Below are 20,406 nucleotides of genomic sequence, written 5' to 3'. Positions count from 1 at the left end.
GTCACGGTGCTCACAGGCACGGCAGGAAGGGGCACGCGCGCGTGGGTGACCTGTTTCTCGTCCGGCACGGGGAGACCGCGTGGTCGCGCTCGGGCCGGCACACCGGATCGACGGACGTCCCGCTCACCGAGCACGGCCGGGACGAGGCACGGGGGCTGGCGCCGCTGATCCGCTCCCACCGGCTCGGGGCGGCGTTCGTCAGCCCGGCCCAGCGGGCGCGGGAGACGGCGGAGCTGATCGGGCTGCACGAGGTCCGGGTGGACGCCGATCTGCGCGAGTGGGACTACGGCGGCTACGAGGGCGTCACCACGGCCGAGATCCAGCGCACGCGACCGGGATGGTTCCTGTTCACGGACGGGGTCGCGCCCGGGCCGCCGGACCGTCCCGGGGAGACGCCGGAGCAGGTCGGCGAGCGGGCCGACCGGGTGCTGGCCCGGGTGGAGGCGGCCGACACCGGGGACGGGGTGGTGCTGGTGGCGCACGGGCACTTCCTGCGGGTCCTCACCGCCCGCCGGCTCGGACTGCCCGCGTCGGCCGGAGCGCTGTTCCAGCTCGCGACGGGGACACTGTGCCGACTGGGCACGGAACACGGACGGCCGGTGATCGCCGCCTGGAATGTCAGACCCGGGTCGTAGCCTTCGATGAGGCCCCACCGGGGGCGTCGTACGAGGGGAGCACGCCGTGGCACGACCGCCGACCGCCGCCCAGCGGCGTGTGATCGACGCCGCCGAACCGGTGACCGGGCGACTGCGGGGCACGGAGTCCCAGCTGGCCGCGCTGGTCCGGCAGGGGCTCGCCTTCCGGCACCCGCGCCCGCCGCACGATCACTTCCTGACCCCGGCGGGGCATCGGACCCGGGAGGAGGGCCCGCCGCCCGATCCCGAGCCCGTGTCCGCGTCCGCGTCACCGGTGCCTCGGGGGGCCGCTCCGGCAGCCGCAACCGCTGCGCGGGCCGCTGCCGAACCCGCCACGGCGGAGACCGGTGTCTTCGCCGCCCGGGTCGGCGGCGAGGAGCACCCCGGGCCCACTCCCGCGCCCGACCGGGTCCGCGAGGTGCACAGCGCCTGGCAGGGCCTGCTCGAACTGCGCCGGATGACCAACCGGGACGGGAACACCGACCGGCCGTGCGGCTGGGAACGCACCCACCTCGTGCGGGCCGCCGCCCTCGCCCTGGAGGCCGCCGGTCACCGTCCCGCCGGGCCGCGCGGCACCGACGGCTACCGGGTGCGGGCGACCCCGCAGCCGGAGGCGGTCGCCGTGCACGCGCCGGACGTCGCCGCGCTGGCAGCCTGCGCGGCGACGCTGGAGAAGGCGGGCTGGCAGGCCGGCGAGCACACCGAGCCCCGCACGAGAGCGCGCTATCTGCTGGCTTCCCCCCGCCGGGCCTGAGGGGGCATGCCAAGATCGACGGACAGGGCACCGCCGTCGAGAAAGCGAGAAGGGGACACCGTGAGCGAGCCGTTCTCCGTCCGGATCACCGTGCGCGGATACGAGACCGACGTACAGGGGCACCTCAACCAGAGCGTGTACATCAACTACGCGGAGCACGCTCGCTGGTCCCTCCTGCGGGCCGCGGGCATCACCCAGGCGGGGCTGCTCGCCAAGGGGGTGGGACCGGTCGCCCTGGAGACGACCATCCGCTACCGGCGCGAACTGCTGGCGGGCGACGAGGTCGACGTGACCTGCGTCTTCGAGTGGGGCGGCGGCAAGACCTTCCGGATCCAGCAGACCATCCGCAAGACGGACGGCACGGTGTCCGCCGAGCTCACCTCGGTCGGCGGCCTGCTGGATCTCGAGGCCCGTCGGCTGGTCGCCGATCCGACGGCCTACTTCAAGGAACTGGCTTCGGACCCCGGCCTGTTCGGTTTCCAGTGAGCTGACCACCGGGTCACACCGGCTCGGTCTCCCGCTCCGCGTCGTAGGCCGCCCGCGCCTCGGCGATATAGACCCTGTTGCGCTCGGCCCAGTTCGTCAGGCGCTGGAGCGTCTCGTGCAACTCCTGTGCCACGGCCGTCAGTTCGTACTCGACCTTGGGCGGCACCGTCGGATGCACCGTGCGGGTGACGAGCCCGTCGCGCTCCAGGTTGCGCAGGGTGAGGGTCAGCATCCGGCGGCTGATGCCCTCGATGCTGCGCTCCAGCTCCGTGAAACGGATCGGGCCGTGCGCCGCCGCGACCAGGATCTGCACGCTCCACTTCCCCGAGACCCTGTCAAGAACCTCTCGCACCGGGCAGGCGTGCGCGTTCACGACCTGCGCGGTAACACCGGTGTTCCCCTGGGACATCGAAGTGCCTCCTTATGCCGTCCTCCATGGTTATCCACGATGGTCCCCGTTACAAGTCGTGCACCAAGGGTTCCCCCGGAGAATGTGGAGGTCAAGCCGCCATGACGGCCATCGCAGAGTCCCCGACACCGTCGGGCACACCGACCCCCCTGTCGGCATCGAAACGCACGTACTCCCGCCGGGCGTCCCTCGTCGTCCTGTGCGCGGGGACCCTGATGACGATCCTGGACGGCAACATCGTCACCGTGGCGATGCCCGCCATCCAGAGCGACCTCGGGTTCAGCGGCCCGGGTCTGGCCTGGGTCGTCAACGCCTACCTCATCCCCTTCGGCGGTCTGCTGCTGCTGATCGGCCGGCTCGGCGACCTGGTGGGACGCAAGCGGATGTTCACGGCGGGCCTCGCGGTGTTCACCGCGGCGTCCGTGCTGTGCGGGGTCGCCGGCAGCCGGGGGATGCTCGTCGCGGCGCGCGCCCTCCAGGGTGTCGGCGGGGCGATGACCTCGGCGGTGGTCCTGGGCATGCTCGTGACCCTCTTCCCCGGGCCGCGCGAACAGGCGCGCGCCATCGCGGTGTTCAGCGCGGTCGGTGCGGCGGGCGGCGCGCTGGGCACGTTCCTGGGCGGGGCCCTCACCCAACTCGTCGGCTGGCACTGGATCTTCCTGATCAACCTGCCGATCGGCGTCGTGGCCTGGCTCGCGGCCGTCCGCGTCCTCGCGCCCGAGCGCGGTGCCGGGTTCGGCAAGGGAGCCGACTGTCCGGGCGCGGCCCTGGTCACGAGCGCGCTCATGCTGACCGTGTACGTCATCGTCGGGGCCGACGGCCGCGACGGCACCGCCACGGCGCTGCTCGCCCTGCTGGCCGCGGCCCTGTTCACGGGGTTCGTCCTGCGCCAGGCGCGGGCCGCGCGCCCGCTGCTGCGACTGCGCATGTTCGGCTCCCGGCTGCTCAGCGGGGCGAACGCCGTCCAGGTACTGATGATCGCGACGATGTTCGGCTTCCAGTTCATCGGCGCGCTGTACGTACAACGCGTCCTCGGCTACAGCGAGTTGGCGACCGGTACGGCGTTCCTGCCCGCGCCGGTCGCGATCGGCCTGCTGATGCTGCTGCTGTCCGCGCGGACCATCGGCCGCTTCGGCCCGTACCGTGTCCTGCTGGCCGGTCTGGTGCTGATCACCGCCGGGACGGCGCTGCTCGGCCGCGCCCCGGCCGACGGCTCCTACGCGGCCGACTTCCTGCCGCCGATGCTGCTGATGGCCGCCGGTTTCGCCGCCGCGATGCCCGCGCTGACCGGCCTGGCCATGTCGGGGGCCCGGGAGGAGGACGGCGGCCTCGCGTCCGGGCTCTTCAACACCACGCAGGTGGTGGGTGGTTCGCTCGGCCTGGCGGTCCTGTCGACCCTGGCGGCGAGCCACACCGGCGACCTGCTCGACGGGGGCACACCACCGCTGCCGGCCACCGCGGAGGGCTACCGGCTGGCGTTCCGGGTGGCCACAGTGATCGCCGCCACGGCCCTGGCCCTTGCCGCGACGACCCTCCGGACGGGAGGACCGGGCGCCGACGGGGCCGGGGCCGGGGCCGACGAGACCGAGGCCGCCAGGCCCGAGGCCGACGGGGTCGGGACGGACACGGCCGGGGTCGACGGGCCCGAGGCGCACAGGGCCGGGACAGAAGGGGCCGGGGCCGACGGGCCCGGGAACTGAATCCGGATGCGAAGACCCCCGCGGACCTGCGATGCTCCGGTTCCATGTCCGTACGACGCGTGAAGCCCAGCCTCTACATCTCCGTCGACATCGAGGCGGACGGCCCGATCCCCGGACCGTACTCGTTGCTGAGCCTGGGCGCGGCGGTCGCGGGGCGGCAGGACGCCGACGGGTTCACCGCGGCCGACCCCGCCCGGCAGACCTTCTACCGCGAACTGCGGCCGATCAGCGAGGAGTTCGTCCCCGAGGCGCTGGCCGTGAGCGGGCTCGACCGCAAGCTCCTGGCCGAGAAGGGACTCGAACCCTCCCTGGCACTGGCCCAGTTCACCCGCTGGGTGCGCGAGGTGAGCGGTGACGCCCAGCCGGTGATGTGCGGCTACCCGGCGTCGTACGACTGGACGTTCCTGTACTGGTACTTGATCCGCTTCACCGGGGAGAGCCCCTTCGGGCACTCCGGCTGCCTCGACATGAAGACGCTGTACGCCACCAAGGCGGGGTTGCCGCTGCGGGCGGTGGGGAAGCGGACGATGCCGTCGCACCTCCTGTCGAAGCGCCCGCACACGCACCATGCGCTGGACGACGCCGTCGAGCAGGTGGAGCTGTTCGCCAACCTCATGGTGTGGCCGGGGCCCGGCGCGCCCCGGTGAGTTCCTCCCCCGCCTCCATCGGGTGGGTCACGTCCGCCGCGTCGCGCCCCCGGCCGTGGTTGAAGACCAGGTTGAGCAGGACGGCGGCCAGGCAGCCGGTGGAGATGCCCGAGTCCAGGACGATCTTCGCCGTCTCCGGGAAGGCGTGGTAGAACTCCGGCGCGGTGATCGGGATGATGCCGACCGCCAGTGAGACGGCGACGATCAGGACGTTGTTGTCCTTCTCCAGACCGGCCCGGACCAGGGTCTGGATGCCGCTGGCGGCGACCGACCCGAACAGGACCACCCCGGCGCCGCCGAGGACCGGGCGGGGTACGACGGCGATGAGCGAGGCGGCCATCGGGCACAGGCCCATCAGGACGAGGAAGCCGCCGCCGGTGGCGACGACATAGCGGCTGCGGATCCTGGTCATCGCGACCAGCCCGATGTTCTGGGCGAAGGCGCTGCACATGAAGCCGTTGAAGACGGGGCTGAGTGCCGAGCCGAGGGTGTCGGCGCGCAGGCCGGCCGCGATGGTCCGCTCGTCCGCCGGGCGTTCGACGATCTCGCCCAACGCCAGCATGTCCGCGGTGGATTCGGTCATCGAGACCACCATCACCACGCACATCGACAGGATCGCCGCGAGCTGGAACCGCGGGGCGCCGAAGTGGAAGGGCGTGGGGAAGCCGACGACACCGGCGTCGGCCACCGGGCCGAAGTCCGTGACGCCGAAGGGGATCGCGACGAGCGTGCCGACGAGCAGCCCCAGCAGGACGGCGATCTGCTTGACGAAGCCGCGCGTGAAGCGGCGCAGGAGCAGCACGATCAGCAGGGTCGCCGCGGCCAGGCCGAGGTTCGTCGTCGAGCCGTACTCGTGCGCAGCGGGGTCGGGTCCCTGCGCCCAGCCGAAGGCGACGGGGAGCAGGGAGACGCCTATCAGCGTGATGACCGTCCCGGTGACGACCGGCGGGAAGAAGCGGACCGCCTTGCAGAAGACGGGCGCCGCGAGGAAGCCCAGCAGACCGGCGACGATCACCGCGCCGAAGATGACGGGCAGCGCGTCCCGCTTGTCGTCGGTGGAGGCCACGATCGCCGTCATGGGGGCGACCCCGGCGAAGGTGACCCCGTTGACGAAGGGAAGGCGGGCGCCGATCTTCCAGACGCCCAGTGTCTGGAGGAGGGTGGCGAGGCCGGCCGTGAACAGACACGCGCCGGTGAGGAAGGTGAGTTCGGTGCCGGTGAGGCCCGCGGCGGCGCCGACGATCAGGGGCGGGGCGACGACTCCCGCGTACATGGCGGCCACGTGCTGGAGGCCGCTCGTCGTCATTCTCAGGGCGGGGAGTTTCTCGTCGACGGGGTGGTCGACTGCATGCGAGGACACGGCGGCTCTCCTCCGGTCGGGTACACGTCGGCTCTGACGCGGGTGTCAGGGAGGTGGTGCGGCGGTGAGGCAGGCGCCTGGAGCCGGAGATGCCCGGAAACGGGCGGCACCAGGAGACAGGGCACAGCGGGAGAAGGTACAGCGGAAGACGGGTACAGCGGGAGACAGGGTGTCGCCCTGGTGCCGTTCCGGGGCACGCGCGGACGCGCGCGCCCCGGCCACGGCTGCCGGTCGAGGGCCGTCCCCCTCGACCGGAGTTCAGTGTCCGCGGGGACCGGGTCCCTTACGGGACGGACGTGTTCAGCCCCGCGCGGCGATGCGCGCCAGCCGCTGCGCCTCTTCCCGCGTCGAGCGGGCGATGGCGTCCTCGTCGGCGTGCAACAGGCGTCCGTTCTCGACGATCTGACGGCCGTTCACGAAGGAGGCGGTGACGGGTGCCGCCGCGCCGAAGACCAGGGCGGTCACGGGGTCGGCGATGGAGGCGTGGGCGAGGGTGTCCAGCTTCCACAGCACCAGGTCGGCCAGCTTGCCCGGCTCCAGGGAGCCGATCTGCGCACCGCGGCCGAGGACCCGGGCTCCGCCGTGGGTGCCGAGGCGCAGCGCCTGACGGGCGTTGAGGGCGGCCTCGCGGTGGGCGCCGAGGCGGTTGATCAGCAGGGCGTTGCGCAGCTCGGTGTGGAGTTCGCCCGACTCGTTGGAGGCCGTGCCGTCGACCCCGAGGCCGACCGGGACACCGGCCTTGAGCATGTCGGGGACCCGGGCGATACCGGCCGCCAGCCGGGCGTTGGAGGAGGGGCAGTGGGCGACGCCCGTCCCCGTCCGGGCGAAGGCGTCGATGTCGGAGTCGTTCATGTGGACGCAGTGCGCCATCCACACGTCCTCGCCGAGCCAGCCGGTGGACTCGAAGTAGTCGGTCGGGCCCATGCCGAACAGCTCGTGGCAGAACTTCTCCTCCTCGACCGTCTCCGAGCCGTGGGTGTGCAGGCGCACCCCGAGCCGGCGGGCCGACTCGGCGCCCTGGCGCATGAGTTCGGTGGAGACGGAGAAGGGGGAGCAGGGGGCGACGGCGACCTGGGTCATCGCGTCGAAGGAGGGGTCGTGGTGCTGTCGTACGGTCTCCTCGGTGGCGGCGAGGGCGCCTTCCAGGGTCTCGACGGCGAAGTCCGGGGGGAGGCCGCCGTCCTTCTCGCTGCGGTCCATGGAACCCCGGGCGAGGGTGAACCGGACGCCCATGTCGCGGGCGGCGCCGATGATCGCGCCGGACAGGTCGCCGGAGCCCTTCGGGAAGACGTAGTGGTGGTCCATCGCGGTGGTGACACCACCGCGGGCCATCATCGCCAGGGAGCCCTGGGCGGCCGCGCGGACCATCTGTTCGTCGATGCGCGCCCAGGTGGGGTAGAGGGCGACGAGCCAGTCGAAGAGGTTGTGGTCGGTGGCCAGTCCGCGGGTGATCCACTGGTAGAAGTGGTGGTGGGTGTTGACCAGGCCCGGGGTGACCAGGTGCCCGGTGGCGTCGATGCGGCGCTCGACGTTCTCCAGGCCGTCCGGGGCCCTGCCCGCGCCGAGCGACTCGATCCGGTTGCCGGCGAGGACGACGTGACCGTTCGCGTACTCGGTGTCCCGGGCGTCGACGGTCGCGATCGAACAGTTCTCGATGACGGTGCGCCGGTCTGCTGCCATGATGTCGTCCTTTTCACTCTTGGACTCTGGTGGGGAGGGCACGGCAGGACCCTGGGAGTTTGAGTGCCGTGGCCGGTGGGGCGCGGGGCTCGCCGGCCACGGGTGCCGAGAAGGGTGGGGCGGTTCAGAGGGTGGTGAGGTCCACCGGGATCTTCGGCTCGCAGCCGTCCCGCAGGACGGTGGCCTCGATCAGCCCGTAGGGGCGGTCTGCGGCGTAGTAGACCTCGTGTTCGTTCTTCAGTCCGAACGGCTTCAGGTCCACCAGGAAGTGGTGCTTGTTCGGGAGGGAGAAGCGGACCTCGTCGATCTCGTCGCGGTGGTCGATGATCCGCGCGCCCATGGCGTACAGGGTCTGCTGGAGGGAGAGGGAGTAGGTCTCCGCGAAGGCCAGCAGCATGTGCTCCTTGACCCTGGCGTACGACTCCTCCCAGTCGGGCGCCTGCTGGGCGTCGTCGGACCAGTTGAAGCGCCAGCGGCTGGACACCTCGGTCGCCAGGATCCGGTCGTGCGCCTCGGGCAGCGTCGTGTACTTGTCCTTGACGTAGCCCCAGAACTCCGAGTTCGTCGAGTTCATGACGACCAGGTCCTTGAGCCCGGAGACGACCTCCCAGGAGGAGCCGTCGTACGTGATCTGGGAGACGCGGGTCTCCTGGCCCTTGCGGACGAAGGAGTGCTCGTCCTCGCCGGGCGTCTCGATCCGCTCCCAGGCGTACTCCTCGATCCGGATCCGCGCGGTACCGATCGGCTCCTGCGAGGTGACGAAGTGGCGGGCCAGGTGGATGCCGAACTGCTCGGCGGACTCTATGCCGTGCTCCTTGGCGAAGGCGTACACCGTGTTCTTGGTGGTGTCCGTCGGCAGGACGTTGGCGTTGGAGCCGGAGTAGTGGACCTCGTCCATGTCGCCGCTCAGCGCCACGGACACGTTGAGGTCCTTGATGTGGTGGGTGGCACCGTCCCGCGTGATCTTGACGACTCGGTTCTCGGCCTTGCCGTACTGGTTCTGTCCCAGGAACACGGGGCGGGCCGGGTGGGAATGTGCGGTCATCTAGCTAGCTCCCTCGGTAAACGGAGTAGCCGAACGGGTTGAGCAGCAGCGGTACGTGGTAGTGCTCGCCGGGCACGACGGCGAAGGTGATCGTCACCTCCGGGAAGAACACTCCGGGGGCACCGCTGTCCCGATTCGCGGGGGCGTCCTGCTGCGCATCGGCTTTCTTCTTCTCGGATCGCTCGAAATACGCCTCCACGGCGAAGTCGAGCCGTACATGGGTGGTCCCCTCCGGCAGCGCCGGCAGGTCCTTGCACCGGCCGTCCGCGTCGGTCGCGGATCCGCCGAGCGCCTGCCACTCCCCCTCCTGCCCGTGCCGGGCGCCCCGGCCCCGGCGGGCGGAGAGACGGACGGCGACTCCCGCGGCGGGCCGGCCGACGGAGGTGTCGAGGATGTGGGTGGACACCGAGGCGGTGGAGACGGATGCGGCGGTGCTGCTGGTGCTCATGGGGTGTGTCAGTCCTCTTCGACGAGTCGGGCGAGGCGGATACGGTTGATCTTGCCCAGTTCGACGCGGACGATCTCCCGTTCCCGCTCCGGCGCGTTGCCGATCCGCTCCTTGACCGCGTCGCGCATCTGCTCGCCGGTGCGACCGGTGGCGCAGATCAGGAAGACATGGCCGAACCTCTCCTGGTAGGCCAGGTTCAGTTCGAGCATCTCGGCCTTGAGCTCCTCCGACGCCCCGGCCATGCCGCGCTGTTCGCGGGCCGAGGTCGGGTCGCCGGGCTTCGGGCGGCCGATCGGCGGGTGCCCGGCCATCGCCTCCGCCAGGTCCGTGGCGGTGAGGCCGGCCGTCGCGGCGTCGCTGGCGCCGTACAGGTCGGCGACGGTGGCGTAGGGGCGGGCCGCGAGCAGTCGGGCGGCCCATGCCGTGGAGGCACACGCCTCGTGGAGCGCGGCGCGGGCCGCGGACTCCTCGAGGCCGTTGAACCGGGCCAGGCCCGGCGGTGGGGAAGTCGAAGTCACGGGAGCCTCCGGGGCCGCGAGCGGCCTTCGTGCTTGAGCGGACTGCGGCCAGCTAACGCCTGACCCCGACACCACGTCAACACTTTGTTGAAAATTCCGGGTAACGAAACCCGGCGTCCCCCATCGGCCCACCGGCGGGCCGCCGTTCGTCCCGCGAGGGGCCGCTCAGGCCTCTTTCTCCCGGTTGAGATAGTTGTAGACCGTGAAGCGGCTCACCCCGAGCGCGCTCGCCACGGTCTCCACGCCGTGCCGCACGGAGAAGGCGCCACGCGCCTCGAGTATCCGTACGACCTCCTGCTTGGCCTTGCGGTCCAGGTCGGCGAGCGGTCTGCCCTTCCTGCGCTCCATGGCGGCGAGGATGTGGTCGAGGGAGTCGGCGAGCTGGGGCAGGCGTACGGCCACGGTGTCGACCCCCTCCCAGGCCAGGACGACATCGTCGACCCCGGCCTCGTCCGGCGGGAGCATCTCCCCGCCCATGGCGTCGACCAGCGGCTTCACGGCCGCGATGAAGGCCTCGTCGCCGGAGGTGCTCACGCGCCCTCCCCGACGACGTCCCCGGCCGCGTCCCGGTCCGCGCCCCCGATGACGTTGACCTGGAGCGAGATACGGGTGGCTCCCGCGCCGAGGGACTCGCGCAGCAGGGCGTCCACGGCCGCGAGCACCGCGTCCGCGGCACCCTCCACGGTGTTGCCGAAGGGCCCGACGTCCACCGTGTCGAGGTCGGCGGCCTCGATCACCTCTCGGGCGACCAGCGCGTGCGCGGGTGCCTCGTCGAGGTCGAAGGGCTCGGTGGTGAACTCCACTTTCAGTCGCATCGCGCCCCACACCTCTCTGAACGGGACCGGAACGTCGGCGCCCGGACCCCGACCTTAACGGACCGGGCCGACGATCACCCGGGAGTCGGGGTTCCACTCCGGCCAGGCCCGGGCACGACCCCTCCTCCTCTTGACAAGCCGCCCGACCGAACGGCAATCTTCCAATAAGCAGAAACTAACTTCCGCAATACGGAAATAATCGACACGGAAGGGAGCGCGGAACCCCATGGGATTCGAAGACCAGCGCTTCAACGTCAACCTGTCGATCCTCTTCACGGAACTCCCGCTCCTGGAGCGCCCCGCGGCCGCCGCCGCGGCCGGCTTCACCGCGGTCGAGCTGTGGTGGCCCTGGATCGACTCCCCCACCCCCGAGCCGTCCGAGCTGGATGCCCTGAAGAAGGCGATCGAGGACGCGGGCGTCCGGCTCACGGGCCTCAACTTCTACGCCGGACAGCTCCCGGGCCCCGACCGCGGCGCCCTGTCACTGCCCGGCGAGGAGTCGGAACGGTTCCGCGCCAACATCGACGTGGCCGCCGGCTTCGCGCAGTCCCTGGGCTGCGGCGCGCTCAACGCTCTGTACGGCAACCGCGTCGACGGCGTGGACCCGGCCGAGCAGGACGCCCTCGCGCTGGAGAACCTGGTCCTCGCGGCCCGGGCCGCGCACCGGATCGGCGCGATCCTCCTCGTCGAGGCGCTCAACCGGCCCGAGTCCCCCCGCTACCCGCTGGTCAGCGCGCCGGCCGCGATCGGCGTCGTCGACAAGGTCAACGACGCCACGGGACTCGGCAACGCGAAGTTCCTGATGGACCTGTACCACCTGTCGATGAACGGCGAGGACCTGCCGTCGGTGATCGAGCGCTACGCGTCGAGGACCGGCCACGTACAGATCGCCGACAACCCGGGCCGTGGCGCGCCGGGCACCGGCTCGCTGCCTCTCGAGGACCTCCTCGACCGGCTGCGGAAGGCCGGATACGACGGCTGGGTCGGCCTCGAGTACAAGCCGGGCGACCGTCCGAGCGCCGAGGCCTTCGACTGGCTGCCCCGCTGACCCCCCGTACCGAGAGGCACCCTTGATGAGCAACGCACTTCCCGCGGATTCCGCACTTCCCAAGATCGCCTGGATCGGCCTCGGCATCATGGGCTCGCCCATGTCCGAGAACCTGCTCAAGGCGGGTTATGACGTCACCGGCTTCACCCTGGAACAGGACAAGCTGGACCGGCTGACCGCCGCAGGCGGCAGGGCCGCCGGGTCCGTCGCCGAGGCGGTCCGCGACGCCGACGTCGTGATCACCATGGTGCCCGCCTCCCCGCAGGTCGAGGCCATCGCCTACGGACCCGAGGGCATCCTGGAGAACGCCCGGTCCGGGGCGCTGCTGATCGACATGTCCTCGATCACCCCGCAGACCTCGGTCGACCTGGCCCGCGCGGCGAGGGACAAGGGCATCCGGGTGCTCGACGCCCCCGTGTCCGGCGGCGAGGCCGGCGCCGTCGAGGCCGTGCTGTCCATCATGGTGGGCGGCGAGCAGAGCGACTTCGACGAGGCGGAACCCCTCTTCGAGGCGCTCGGCAGGACCATCGTGCTGTGCGGTCCGCACGGCTCGGGCCAGACCGTGAAGGCCGCCAACCAGCTGATCGTGGCCGTGAACATCCAGGCGTGCGCCGAGGCCGTCGTCTTCCTGGAGAAGTCGGGCGTGGACCTGAAGGCGGCGCTGGACGTGCTGGGCGGCGGGCTCGCCGGCTCGACCGTGCTGGCCCGCAAGAAGGACAACTTCCTCACCCGCGACTTCAAGCCGGGCTTCCGGATCGACCTGCACCACAAGGACATGGGCATCGTCACGGACGCCGCCCGCAACGTCGGCGCGGCCCTGCCCGTCGGCGCGGTGGTCGCCCAGCTGGTCGCGAGCCTGCGCGCACAGGGGGACGGCGGCCTGGACCACTCCGCCCTGCTGCGGGCCGTGGAGCGCCTCTCGGGCGCCCGCGTCTGAGACTTCCGGGCGGCGCCGTCGCTGACATCTGTCCTGTCGCGCCCAGGCGGCGACGCCGCCCGGAAACCGTTCCCGAGCAACCTGTCGACGCCCGGCACACACCGTCCCGGCGACGACGAACACCAGACTCGTGCACGGAACCTGACGCAACGTCATGGTGAGGTGCACGCGGCCCGCGGCCGTGCCGTGCGACCCGGATGAGGGGTGGTCGCCGGACACCGGCGCGGGCAGGGCGAGGACCGCGGCGGCGAGCGAGCCAGTGCGGTGGTGAAGGAACGGGGCCCGCTTCTCGACCTGAGGGAAGCCCGCCCCGGCTCCGTCGCGACCCGCCGCGGTCCCTGCCCCGACCTCGCCCCCGGCGAGGCCCGACAAAGCTCCGTCCGGCGGCGCGAACGTCCTGTCGCGCCCAGCCTCGCGCCGTCGGACGGCCATCCATGCCCCAGCGCTCCCCCGTCAGCAGGACCGACGAGGGAGCGCTGCGCGTTGCCCTGCGGAAAGGGCGTCGACCAGGACGTGGATATAGATATAAATACAGTTATGAACATGGACAATACGACCCCGTATCCGCACATCGTGGTCCACCCTCCGGCGCTGGACGGGTCCCGGCGGGTCACCTCGGGAGACACCGTCCTCGGAGTCGCCTCGCACCTCGACGACGTCGTCGAGATCCTCCGCCTGGCCGACCTGGACCGGATCGAGGTGGAGGAGAGCGACCTCATCGAGTGGCAGGGCGGCGGCCCCGACGACTGGCCGGGACTGTCGGAGGAGCACGGGCACACCCACGAGGAGTAGCCGGGCACGCCAACCTCAAATCAACCTCTGAACTCGGGTCGGCAGGCTTCAACCACCCCTGGGGAAGGGCACATTGTGGTCACGCGGGGCCCGCCGACACGGGGGCGGCGGGCCTCGCTCCGGGGGTGGGGACATGAGCGGTGGTACGTCGGTCCGACTCGAGCCGTACGAGGTCGCGCTGCTGCGCGGCGGTCCGCGGGCGGCGGTGACGGTGGCCGTGCTCGCCCTCCGGCTGAGCGGCCTGGCCGACGCGGGGAGACCGTGCCGGATCCGGGCGACGGCGGTGACGGGGACCGCCTCGGCGGCCCAGCCGGCCCTGCCGCCCCTGCCTCAGGCGGTGTACGCGGCACTTCCGCGGCCCGCGAGCATCGCGGAGCTGGAGGCCCGGCCCGGTGTGCGGGAGGCGCTGTCCGCACTGCGGGCCGAGCTGGTGGCGGCACGGATGCTGCGCTCGCTTCCGCCGCGCCGGACCCGCGCCGCCCGACGCGCCCTGCGCGCCCTGCGGGACGGGCATCCGCTCCCCGCCGGCCGGAAGGGGCTGTCGACGGACGACGTCCTGATGGCGGTGGCCCTGTACGGCGAACCGGCGCTGAGTGTCCTGGCGGCGCGCTTCGCTCTGCGGGCGGGTCTGATCGCCCGGGCCGAGGTGGCGGACACGGGATTCCACCGGCGCGCACCGCGCGGCGGCGGCACGGGCGGGACGATGACGTACTCCTGTGGCGGAGGGGACGGCGGGGGCGGCGGCGGCTCGGACTGAGCGCGCGAAACGGTCGCGGAAAACGCGTACGCAGAGGGCGGCCCATCCAGTGGATGGGCCGCCCTCTGCGACAACGAGCCGCGACGGCTCAGACCTTGAGCGTCCTGATCGACGTCGGCGCATGCCCCGGCTCGGTGGCGAGTTCCTCGAACTCCACCACGTTGCCGATGTCATTGGTGCCGCTCATCGAGATGTTGGTGACGCGCTCCAGGATCGCCTCCACGACGACCGGCACCCGGAACTCGGCCGCCAGCTTCTTGGCCTGCTCGAAGGCGGCTCCCAGCTCGGCGGGGTCCGTCACCCGGATCGCCCTGCATCCGAGGCCTTCGGCGACCTTGACGTGATCGACGCCGTACACACCCAGCTCGGGCGAATTGATGTTCTCGAACTCCAGGTTGACCTGGAAGTCGATGTCGAACGCCCGCTGCGCCTGCCGGATCAGCCCCAGGTAGGAGTTGTTGACGAGGACGTGGACGTAAGGGATCTTGTGCTGCGCGCCGACCGCCAGCTCCTCGATCATGAACTGGAAGTCGTAGTCCCCGGAGAGGGCGACGACCTGCGCCTCCGGGTCGGCCTTCGCCACGCCCAGCGCCGCCGGGACGGTCCAGCCCAGGGGCCCCGCCTGCCCGCAGTTGATCCAGTGGCGCGGCCGGTAGACGTGCAGCATCTGGGCGCCCGCTATCTGCGAGAGCCCGATGGTGGTGACGTACCGGGTCTCCGGACCGAACGCCTTGTTCATCTCCTCGTAGACGCGCTGCGGCTTGATCGGGATGTCGTCGAAGTGCGTACGGCGCTGGAGGGTCGCCTTCTTCTCCTGCGCGGCGGCCGCCCAGGCGGAACGGTCGGGAAGGGTGCCCGCGGTCCTCGCCTCCCTCGCCGCCTCGACGAACAGCTCCAGAGCGGCCTTCGCGTCCGAGGCGATCCCGTAGTCCGGAGCGAAGATCTTGCCGATCTGGGTGGGCTCGACGTCGACGTGGACGAAGGTGCGGCCGGCCGTGTAGACGTCGACGCGGCCGGTGTGGCGGTTGGCCCAGCGGTTGCCGATACCGAGGACGAAGTCGGACTCAAGGAACGTCGCGTTGCCGTAGCGGTGCGAGGTCTGGAGGCCGACCATGCCGGCGTTCAGCTCGTGGTCGTCGGGGATCGCACCCCAGCCCATCAGCGTCGGGATGACCGGAGTACCCGTCAACTCGGCGAATTCAACGAGCAGTTCGGCGGCGTCGGCCGTGATCACACCGCCGCCCGCGACGATCAGCGGCCGCTCGGACGCGTTCAGCATCGAGAGCGCCTTGGCGATCTGCGCACGGGTCGCGGCCGGCTTGTAGACGGGCAGCGGCTCGTACGTCTCCACGTCGAACTCGATCTCCGTCTGCTGGACGTCGACCGGCAGGTCGATCAGGACCGGCCCCGGCCGGCCGGAGCGCATGAGATGGAAGGCCTGCTGGAAGACGCCGGGGACCTGCGCCGCCTCCAGGACGGTGACCGCCATCTTGGTCACCGGCTTGGCGATGGAGGCGATGTCGACGGCCTGGAAATCCTCCTTGTGGATCACGGCGGTCGGGGCCTGACCCGTGATGCACAGGATCGGTATGGAGTCCCCGATGGCGGAGTACAGCCCGGTGATCATGTCGGTGCCGGCCGGCCCCGAGGTGCCGACACACACACCGATGGCGCCCGGGCGGGTGCGGGTGTAGCCCTCCGCCATGTGCGACGCGCCCTCGACATGACGGGCGAGGGTGTGGTGGATGCCGCCGGATGCCTCGAGCGCCGCGTAGAAGGGGTTGATCGCCGCGCCAGGCACACCGAACGCGTTGGTGACGCCTTCGCGCTTGAGGATCTCGACTGCCGCGCGGGCAGCGGTCATACGAGCCATGGGCTACTCCTGCTTCGACTGCTTCAGCTGCTTCAGCTGTCGGATTCGCTCTCCCGTCGCGCCCCGCGGTGAGCCCTTCCATCGGTTTTCAGCAATCCGCACACTTCCGTAATGCGGAAAATACTTTCTACTATCTGGAAACAATGTAAGTGGGCGCGCGAAGGTCGTCAAGAGACGGACAAGCGGGGGCCGGAGGAGGACCATGGGGGCCATGTCCGAGAGCGTGCCGGTGCGCTGCCCGGCCTGTCGGCGCGAGCGCCTCTACACCGCACCGTGCTACCCGTGTGTGTGCGGTGCTCCCGTCACGCCGGTGTACGACCGGCGGACGGCGCCGACCACCGTCGCCCACCGGGCGTGGGACGACGAGTGGATCGCCCTGCGGTGTCCCGCCTGTCACCGTCGGCACCAGTGGCCCCACCCCGAACTGGGCTGCGCCTGCGGAGCGGTGATACGCATCCCGGTGACCGACCCGACCTCCACGCCCGGATCCGAGCCCGCGCCACAGGCCGAGCCCGAGGCAGGGCCGGAGACGGGATCGGCCGGTGCCGGTGCCGGTGACAGCGCTGGTGCTGGTGGTGGTGATCGTGCCAGTGATCGTGCCAGTGGAGGTGCCGGTGCTGGTGCAGCGCGACGGCGGGCCTTCCGGCCCGTCGCCATCCGTACCGCTCGTGACGCGGTCACCGCCGCCGCGCTCTACCTGAACTGGCTGGGCCACGACGACATCCGGCGGGCCGATCAGCGGCCCACGTCCGGGATCGGTCTCGCCGCCCGCGGGCTCGTGGCCCAGGTCGACCCCAGCGTGCGGCCGGCCTCACTGCGGGACGTGGAGTGTCTGTGGCTGACGGCCATGACGGCGTCCGCGGACTGCGTCTACTTCTCCCTCGCCGGGTACGCCGAGGACGCCCGCGCCCGGGCCGACCTGCTGCGCGTACCGCTCTTCGTCCTGGACCTGACGGGTACCCCGCAGCCGGTCAACGCGACGGCCGACGCCCTCGACGCCGAAGGCGCCTGAGACGACGGCCACCGCCACGCGGAACCCCGGATTGCCCCGGCCCCGGAGAACGCGCGGAACCCGCGGAACATGAAGAACCCGGAGGGAACCGGAGGGAACCGGGGAACCCGGAGCACCGAAACCCCGCTACCGCGCGTACCCCTCACGCAGCTCGATCTTGCGCACCTTCCCCGAGACGGTCATCGGGAAGGCCTCCATGATCCGCAGCCTGCTCGGGATCTTGTAGTGCGCCAGCCGGCCCTCGCAGTAGGCGCGCAGTTCCTCCAGCGAAGGAGGCGCCGCCGCGTCGGCCGGGATCACACAGGCGAGGACCTCCTCGCCGTACCGCTCGTGCGGGACGCCGACGACCTGGACGTCCCGGATCCCCGGGTGGCCGTAGAGGAACTCCTCGATCTCGCGCGGGTAGATGTTCTCCCCGCCCCGGATGATCATGTCCTTGATCCGGCCGACGATCTCGACGTACCCGTCCTCACGCATCACCGCCAGGTCCCCGGTGTGCATCCAGCGGCCCGCGTCGATCGACTCGGCGGTCTTCTCGGGCTCGTTCCAGTAGCCGAGCATCACGCTGTAGCCGCGGGTGCACAGCTCGCCCGCGACACCGCGCGGCCGGGTCACGCCGTCCACCGGGTCCACGACCTTCACCTCGATGTGCGGCAGGACCCTGCCCACGGTGCCGGTGCGGTGCTCCAGGTCGTCCTCACGGCGGGTCTGGGTGGACACGGGTGAGGTCTCTGTCATGCCGTAACAGATCGACACCTCCGCCATGTTCATCTCGGCGACCACCCTTTTCATCACCTCGACCGGGCAGGGCGAGCCCGCCATGATGCCGGTGCGCAGGGAGGAGAGGTCGTAGGCCGCGAAGTCGGGCAGGTTCAACTCCGCGATGAACATGGTCGGGACGCCGTACAGGGAGGTGCACCGCTCCCGCTGGACGGCTTCCAGCGTGGCCTTCGGGTCGAAGGACGGGGCGGGGACGACGATGCAGGCGCCGTGCGAGGTGGCCGCCAGGTTTCCCATGACCATGCCGAAGCAGTGGTAGAAGGGCACCGGGACGCAGATCCGGTCCTGCTCGCTGTAGGCGATCGACTCGCCCACGAAGTAGCCGTTGTTGAGAATGTTGTGGTGGGAGAGGGTGGCGCCCTTGGGGAAACCCGTGGTGCCCGAGGTGTACTGGATGTTGACCGGGTCGTCGCAGGACAACTCGTTCACCCGAGTATGAAAAGCCTCGTACAGGTCGGACGTCCCGCGTCGCAGCAACGCGTCCCAGCTCGGATCCCCGAAGTACACGGTCTCCCGCAGTCGCGGGCAGTTGCCGTGCACCTCCTCGACCATCGCGCGGTAGTCGCTCGTCCGATGGCTGAGCGAGGCGAACAGCAAGGAGATCCCGGCCTGTCGCAGGACGTACTCGACCTCGTGCGTGCGGTACGCCGGGTTGATGTTCACCATGATCGCGCCGATGCGGGCGGTGGCGTACTGGACGAGCACCCACTCCGCGCAGTTGACCGCCCAGATGCCCACCCGGTCGCCCTTGGCGACCCCGCTCGCGAGCAGCGCGTACGCCAGCCGGTCCACGTCCTCGACGAACCGCCGGTACGTCCAGCGCCGTCCGGACACCACGTCGACCAGCGCCTCGCGGTCCGGCCAGCGCCGCGCCGTCCGGTCCAGGTTGTCGCCGATGGTGTCCCCGAGCAGCGCGGTGGCGCTCGTCCCGTGCGCGTACGAGACGGCCTCGCCCCGGGCGTACGACTCCTCGCTCACCGGAAGTCCTCCTCGCGGTACTCGTCCGGCGAACCCGCCTCGGTCGCCTCCCGCAGCTCGATCCGGCGGATCTTGCCGCTCACCGTCTTGGGCAGCGGGGCGAACTCCAGACGGCGGACGCGCTTGTAGGGGGCGAGGACCTCGCGGGAGTGCTCGAACAGCACCTTCGCGGTGTCGGGGCCCGGCTCCCAGCCTTCGGCGAGCACGACGTACGCCTTGGGCACGGCGAGCCGCAGCGCGTCCGGGGCGGGGACGACGGCCGCCTCGGCGACGGCCTCGTGCTCCAGCAGCGCGCTCTCCAGCTCGAACGGGCTGATCTTGTAGTCGGAGGCCTTGAAGACGTCGTCTGCCCTGCCCACGTAGGTCAGGTAGCCGTTCTCGTCCCGGCTGCCGATGTCGCCGGTGCGGTAGTAGCCGCCGGCCATCGCCTCCGCGGTGCGGTCGGCGTCGCCGTGGTAGCCGGTCATCACGCCGACCGGCCGGTCCGCCAGGTCCAGCGCGATCTCGCCCTCCGCCGCGCCCGGCTCGCCCGACACCGGGTCGAGGAGTTCCACCCGGTAGCCGGGACTCGGGCGGCCCATCGAGCCGGTCTTCAGTTCCTGTCCGGGACTGTTGGCGATCTGCACGGCCGTCTCGGTCTGCCCGAAGCCGTCCCGGACGGTCACCCCCCAGGCGCGCCGCACCTGCTCGACGACCTCGGGATTGAGCGGCTCGCCCGCGGCCACCGCCTCGCGGGGCGGGACGCGCAGCTGGCTGAGGTCGGCCTGGATGAGCATGCGCCAGACGGTGGGCGGGGCGCAGAACGTCGTGACCCCGGCCCGGTCCATCTCGCTCATCAGCCGGGCCGGGTCGAAGCGGGTGTAGTTGTGGATGAAGACGGTCGCTTCGGCGTTCCAGGGGGCGAAGAGGTTGGACCAGGCGTGCTTGGCCCAGCCGGGCGAGGAGATGTTGAGGTGCACGTCGCCGGGCCGGAGCCCGATCCAGTACATCGTCGGCAGATGCCCGATCGGGTACGAGGTGTGGGTGTGCTCCACCAGCTTGGGGCGGGCGGTGGTGCCGGAGGTGAAGTAGAGCATCAGCGGGTCGTCGGCCAGGGTGGGGCCGTCGGGCGTGAAGCCGGCCGGGGCGGTGTAGGCGTCCTCGTACCGCTGCCAGCCCTCGGGGGCGCCGCCGACCGCGATGCGCCGGTAGTCGCCGGGGACCTCGTCGAACTTGGCGGTGTCGGTGCTGCGGACGAGGACGTGCCGGACCCGGCCGCGTTCGACGCGGTCGGTGAGGTCGGCGGGGCCGAGCAACGGGGTGGCCGGGATGACGACGGCGCGCAGCTTCATCGCGGCGAGCGCGGTCTCCCAGAGTTCGGCCTGGTTGCCGAGCATGACGAGGATCCGGTCCTCGGCGCCGACGCCGCGCTCGCGCAGCCAGTTGGCGACCCGGTCGGAGCGCTCGGACAGTTCGGCGAAGCTGAGCCGGGTCTCGGAACCGTCTTCTTCCACGATGTGCAGCGCGGTGCGTCCGTTGCCGTCGGCGATGACGTCGAACCAGTCGAGGGCCCAGTTGAAGTGCTCCGGGCGGGGCCACTCGAAGCCCTCGTAGGCGGTCGGGTAGTCCTCGCGGTGTTCGAGCAGGAAGTCGCGGGCTCTGCGGAAACGCTCCGTCGCCGTCGCCGTCGTCATCTGTCCTCCGTGCTTTCTTGGCTTGCTCGGTCCTGCGTGCCCGCGCCTTCGGGGGTGCT

At 71.2% G+C, this 20,406-nt stretch carries 21 protein-coding genes; 10 read left to right on the top strand and 11 right to left on the bottom strand.

The window, feature by feature from the left end; genetic code table 11:
* The first annotated feature begins 41 nt into the window (after positions 1-41).
* Genes AOQ37_RS30375 through AOQ37_RS30365 form a run of 3 tightly spaced genes read left to right on the top strand, consistent with a single transcriptional unit; the run spans position 42 to position 1,875 of the window.
* A complete protein-coding gene (locus tag AOQ37_RS30375; protein ID WP_062648969.1) occupies positions 42-635 on the top strand; it encodes a histidine phosphatase family protein in 594 nt (197 codons plus the stop codon).
* Between the two features lie 46 nt (positions 636-681).
* On the top strand, positions 682-1,389 hold the full coding sequence (locus tag AOQ37_RS30370; RefSeq protein ID WP_062648968.1) for a hypothetical protein: 708 nt from the start codon (positions 682-684) through the stop codon (positions 1,387-1,389).
* Positions 1,390-1,449: 60 nt separating this feature from the next.
* Positions 1,450-1,875, top strand: a complete 426-nt coding sequence (locus AOQ37_RS30365) for an acyl-CoA thioesterase (RefSeq protein WP_062648967.1) — start codon at positions 1,450-1,452, stop codon at positions 1,873-1,875.
* Between the two features lie 13 nt (positions 1,876-1,888).
* Here AOQ37_RS30365 and AOQ37_RS30360 read toward each other — a convergent pair whose 3' ends face one another.
* Positions 1,889-2,284, bottom strand: coding sequence for a winged helix-turn-helix transcriptional regulator (locus tag AOQ37_RS30360; protein WP_062648965.1), 396 nt, complete (start codon positions 2,282-2,284; stop codon positions 1,889-1,891).
* A gap of 215 nt (positions 2,285-2,499) precedes the next feature.
* Between AOQ37_RS30360 and AOQ37_RS30355 the strand changes: the two genes are divergently transcribed.
* Positions 2,500-3,984, top strand: coding sequence for an MFS transporter (locus AOQ37_RS30355; RefSeq protein WP_374701555.1), 1,485 nt, complete (start codon positions 2,500-2,502; stop codon positions 3,982-3,984).
* A gap of 44 nt (positions 3,985-4,028) precedes the next feature.
* On the top strand, positions 4,029-4,631 hold the full coding sequence (locus AOQ37_RS30350; RefSeq protein ID WP_062648963.1) for a 3'-5' exonuclease family protein: 603 nt from the start codon (positions 4,029-4,031) through the stop codon (positions 4,629-4,631).
* Here the strand turns inward: AOQ37_RS30350 and AOQ37_RS30345 are convergent.
* The 7 genes from AOQ37_RS30345 to AOQ37_RS30315 all read right to left on the bottom strand — a co-directional run bounded on the left by AOQ37_RS30345 (position 4,597) and on the right by AOQ37_RS30315 (position 10,497).
* Positions 4,597-5,937, bottom strand: coding sequence for a nucleobase:cation symporter-2 family protein (locus AOQ37_RS30345; protein ID WP_062649046.1), 1,341 nt, complete (start codon positions 5,935-5,937; stop codon positions 4,597-4,599). The two genes, AOQ37_RS30350 and AOQ37_RS30345, sit on opposite strands and share 35 nt — an antisense overlap.
* 354 nt (positions 5,938-6,291) lie before the next feature.
* Positions 6,292-7,671, bottom strand: coding sequence for an 8-oxoguanine deaminase (locus tag AOQ37_RS30340; protein WP_062648961.1), 1,380 nt, complete (start codon positions 7,669-7,671; stop codon positions 6,292-6,294).
* Between the two features lie 124 nt (positions 7,672-7,795).
* Entirely contained in the window at positions 7,796-8,716 is a 921-nt protein-coding gene (pucL, locus tag AOQ37_RS30335; RefSeq protein ID WP_062648959.1) for a factor-independent urate hydroxylase, read from the bottom strand.
* A 4-nt stretch (positions 8,717-8,720) separates the two neighbouring features.
* Complete coding sequence (uraH, locus tag AOQ37_RS30330; protein ID WP_062648957.1) at positions 8,721-9,164, bottom strand: hydroxyisourate hydrolase; 444 nt, start codon at positions 9,162-9,164, stop codon at positions 8,721-8,723.
* 8 nt (positions 9,165-9,172) lie between these two features.
* A complete protein-coding gene (gene uraD / locus AOQ37_RS30325) occupies positions 9,173-9,682 on the bottom strand; it encodes a 2-oxo-4-hydroxy-4-carboxy-5-ureidoimidazoline decarboxylase (RefSeq protein ID WP_062648956.1) in 510 nt (169 codons plus the stop codon).
* 165 nt (positions 9,683-9,847) lie between these two features.
* The gene (locus AOQ37_RS30320; RefSeq protein ID WP_062648954.1) at positions 9,848-10,216 is read right to left on the bottom strand and encodes a helix-turn-helix domain-containing protein; all 369 of its coding nucleotides are present in this window, start codon (positions 10,214-10,216) and stop codon (positions 9,848-9,850) included.
* The gene (locus AOQ37_RS30315; protein ID WP_062648953.1) at positions 10,213-10,497 is read right to left on the bottom strand and encodes a thiamine-binding protein; all 285 of its coding nucleotides are present in this window, start codon (positions 10,495-10,497) and stop codon (positions 10,213-10,215) included. Before AOQ37_RS30315 ends, AOQ37_RS30320 begins: the two co-directional genes overlap by 4 nt.
* Before the next feature lie 226 nt (positions 10,498-10,723).
* Between AOQ37_RS30315 and AOQ37_RS30310 the strand changes: the two genes are divergently transcribed.
* From AOQ37_RS30310 to AOQ37_RS30295, 4 genes are all read left to right on the top strand, one after another.
* A complete protein-coding gene (locus AOQ37_RS30310; RefSeq protein WP_062648951.1) occupies positions 10,724-11,545 on the top strand; it encodes a TIM barrel protein in 822 nt (273 codons plus the stop codon).
* A gap of 25 nt (positions 11,546-11,570) precedes the next feature.
* On the top strand, positions 11,571-12,482 hold the full coding sequence (locus AOQ37_RS30305) for a 2-hydroxy-3-oxopropionate reductase (protein ID WP_062648949.1): 912 nt from the start codon (positions 11,571-11,573) through the stop codon (positions 12,480-12,482).
* Between the two features lie 543 nt (positions 12,483-13,025).
* Complete coding sequence (locus tag AOQ37_RS30300; RefSeq protein WP_062649044.1) at positions 13,026-13,274, top strand: hypothetical protein; 249 nt, start codon at positions 13,026-13,028, stop codon at positions 13,272-13,274.
* A 73-nt stretch (positions 13,275-13,347) separates the two neighbouring features.
* Positions 13,348-14,031 carry a TIGR04222 domain-containing membrane protein gene (locus AOQ37_RS30295; protein WP_267888023.1) on the top strand — a complete coding sequence of 228 codons (684 nt, stop codon included), beginning with the start codon at positions 13,348-13,350 and terminating at the stop codon, positions 14,029-14,031.
* A gap of 88 nt (positions 14,032-14,119) precedes the next feature.
* On the opposite strand, the gene gcl is transcribed toward AOQ37_RS30295, so the two are convergent.
* Complete coding sequence (gene gcl, locus AOQ37_RS30290) at positions 14,120-15,904, bottom strand: glyoxylate carboligase (RefSeq protein ID WP_062648945.1); 1,785 nt, start codon at positions 15,902-15,904, stop codon at positions 14,120-14,122.
* Positions 15,905-16,106: 202 nt separating this feature from the next.
* Between gcl and AOQ37_RS30285 the strand changes: the two genes are divergently transcribed.
* On the top strand, positions 16,107-16,916 hold the full coding sequence (locus tag AOQ37_RS30285; protein WP_062648943.1) for a hypothetical protein: 810 nt from the start codon (positions 16,107-16,109) through the stop codon (positions 16,914-16,916).
* Positions 16,917-17,042: 126 nt separating this feature from the next.
* On the opposite strand, the gene AOQ37_RS30280 is transcribed toward AOQ37_RS30285, so the two are convergent.
* Together AOQ37_RS30280 and AOQ37_RS30275 are read right to left on the bottom strand one after the other, a co-directional pair.
* A complete protein-coding gene (locus AOQ37_RS30280) occupies positions 17,043-18,674 on the bottom strand; it encodes an AMP-binding protein (protein ID WP_062648941.1) in 1,632 nt (543 codons plus the stop codon).
* On the bottom strand, positions 18,671-20,347 hold the full coding sequence (locus tag AOQ37_RS30275) for an AMP-binding protein (RefSeq protein ID WP_062648939.1): 1,677 nt from the start codon (positions 20,345-20,347) through the stop codon (positions 18,671-18,673). The genes AOQ37_RS30280 and AOQ37_RS30275 overlap by 4 nt, the downstream gene beginning before the upstream one ends.
* Positions 20,348-20,406: the final 59 nt, after the last annotated feature.

Origin of the sequence: Streptomyces maremycinicus (assembly GCF_001184025.1) — a bacterium.
GTDB lineage: Bacteria > Actinomycetota > Actinomycetes > Streptomycetales > Streptomycetaceae > Streptomyces > Streptomyces maremycinicus.
Note: the sequence above shows the minus strand (reverse complement) of the source record. Positions and strands in the feature narration are given on the sequence as shown.

Bases quoted from the DNA above. Each gene is read 5' to 3' on its own strand.
- AOQ37_RS30355 (WP_374701555.1), top strand. From the start codon at position 2,500: ATGACGATCCTGGACGGCAACATCGTCACCGTGGCGATGCCCGCCATC.
- AOQ37_RS30360 (WP_062648965.1), bottom strand. From the start codon at position 2,284: ATGTCCCAGGGGAACACCGGTGTTACCGCGCAGGTCGTGAACGCGCAC.
- AOQ37_RS30300 (WP_062649044.1), top strand. From the start codon at position 13,026: ATGGACAATACGACCCCGTATCCGCACATCGTGGTCCACCCTCCGGCG.
- AOQ37_RS30310 (WP_062648951.1), top strand. From the start codon at position 10,724: ATGGGATTCGAAGACCAGCGCTTCAACGTCAACCTGTCGATCCTCTTC.
- AOQ37_RS30275 (WP_062648939.1), bottom strand. From the start codon at position 20,347: ATGACGACGGCGACGGCGACGGAGCGTTTCCGCAGAGCCCGCGACTTC.
- AOQ37_RS30345 (WP_062649046.1), bottom strand. From the start codon at position 5,937: ATGACGACGAGCGGCCTCCAGCACGTGGCCGCCATGTACGCGGGAGTC.
- gcl (WP_062648945.1), bottom strand. From the start codon at position 15,904: ATGGCTCGTATGACCGCTGCCCGCGCGGCAGTCGAGATCCTCAAGCGC.
- pucL (WP_062648959.1), bottom strand. From the start codon at position 8,716: ATGACCGCACATTCCCACCCGGCCCGCCCCGTGTTCCTGGGACAGAAC.
- AOQ37_RS30350 (WP_062648963.1), top strand. From the start codon at position 4,029: ATGTCCGTACGACGCGTGAAGCCCAGCCTCTACATCTCCGTCGACATC.
- uraH (WP_062648957.1), bottom strand. From the start codon at position 9,164: ATGAGCACCAGCAGCACCGCCGCATCCGTCTCCACCGCCTCGGTGTCC.
- AOQ37_RS30315 (WP_062648953.1), bottom strand. From the start codon at position 10,497: ATGCGACTGAAAGTGGAGTTCACCACCGAGCCCTTCGACCTCGACGAG.
- AOQ37_RS30340 (WP_062648961.1), bottom strand. From the start codon at position 7,671: ATGGCAGCAGACCGGCGCACCGTCATCGAGAACTGTTCGATCGCGACC.
- AOQ37_RS30305 (WP_062648949.1), top strand. From the start codon at position 11,571: ATGAGCAACGCACTTCCCGCGGATTCCGCACTTCCCAAGATCGCCTGG.
- AOQ37_RS30285 (WP_062648943.1), top strand. From the start codon at position 16,107: ATGGGGGCCATGTCCGAGAGCGTGCCGGTGCGCTGCCCGGCCTGTCGG.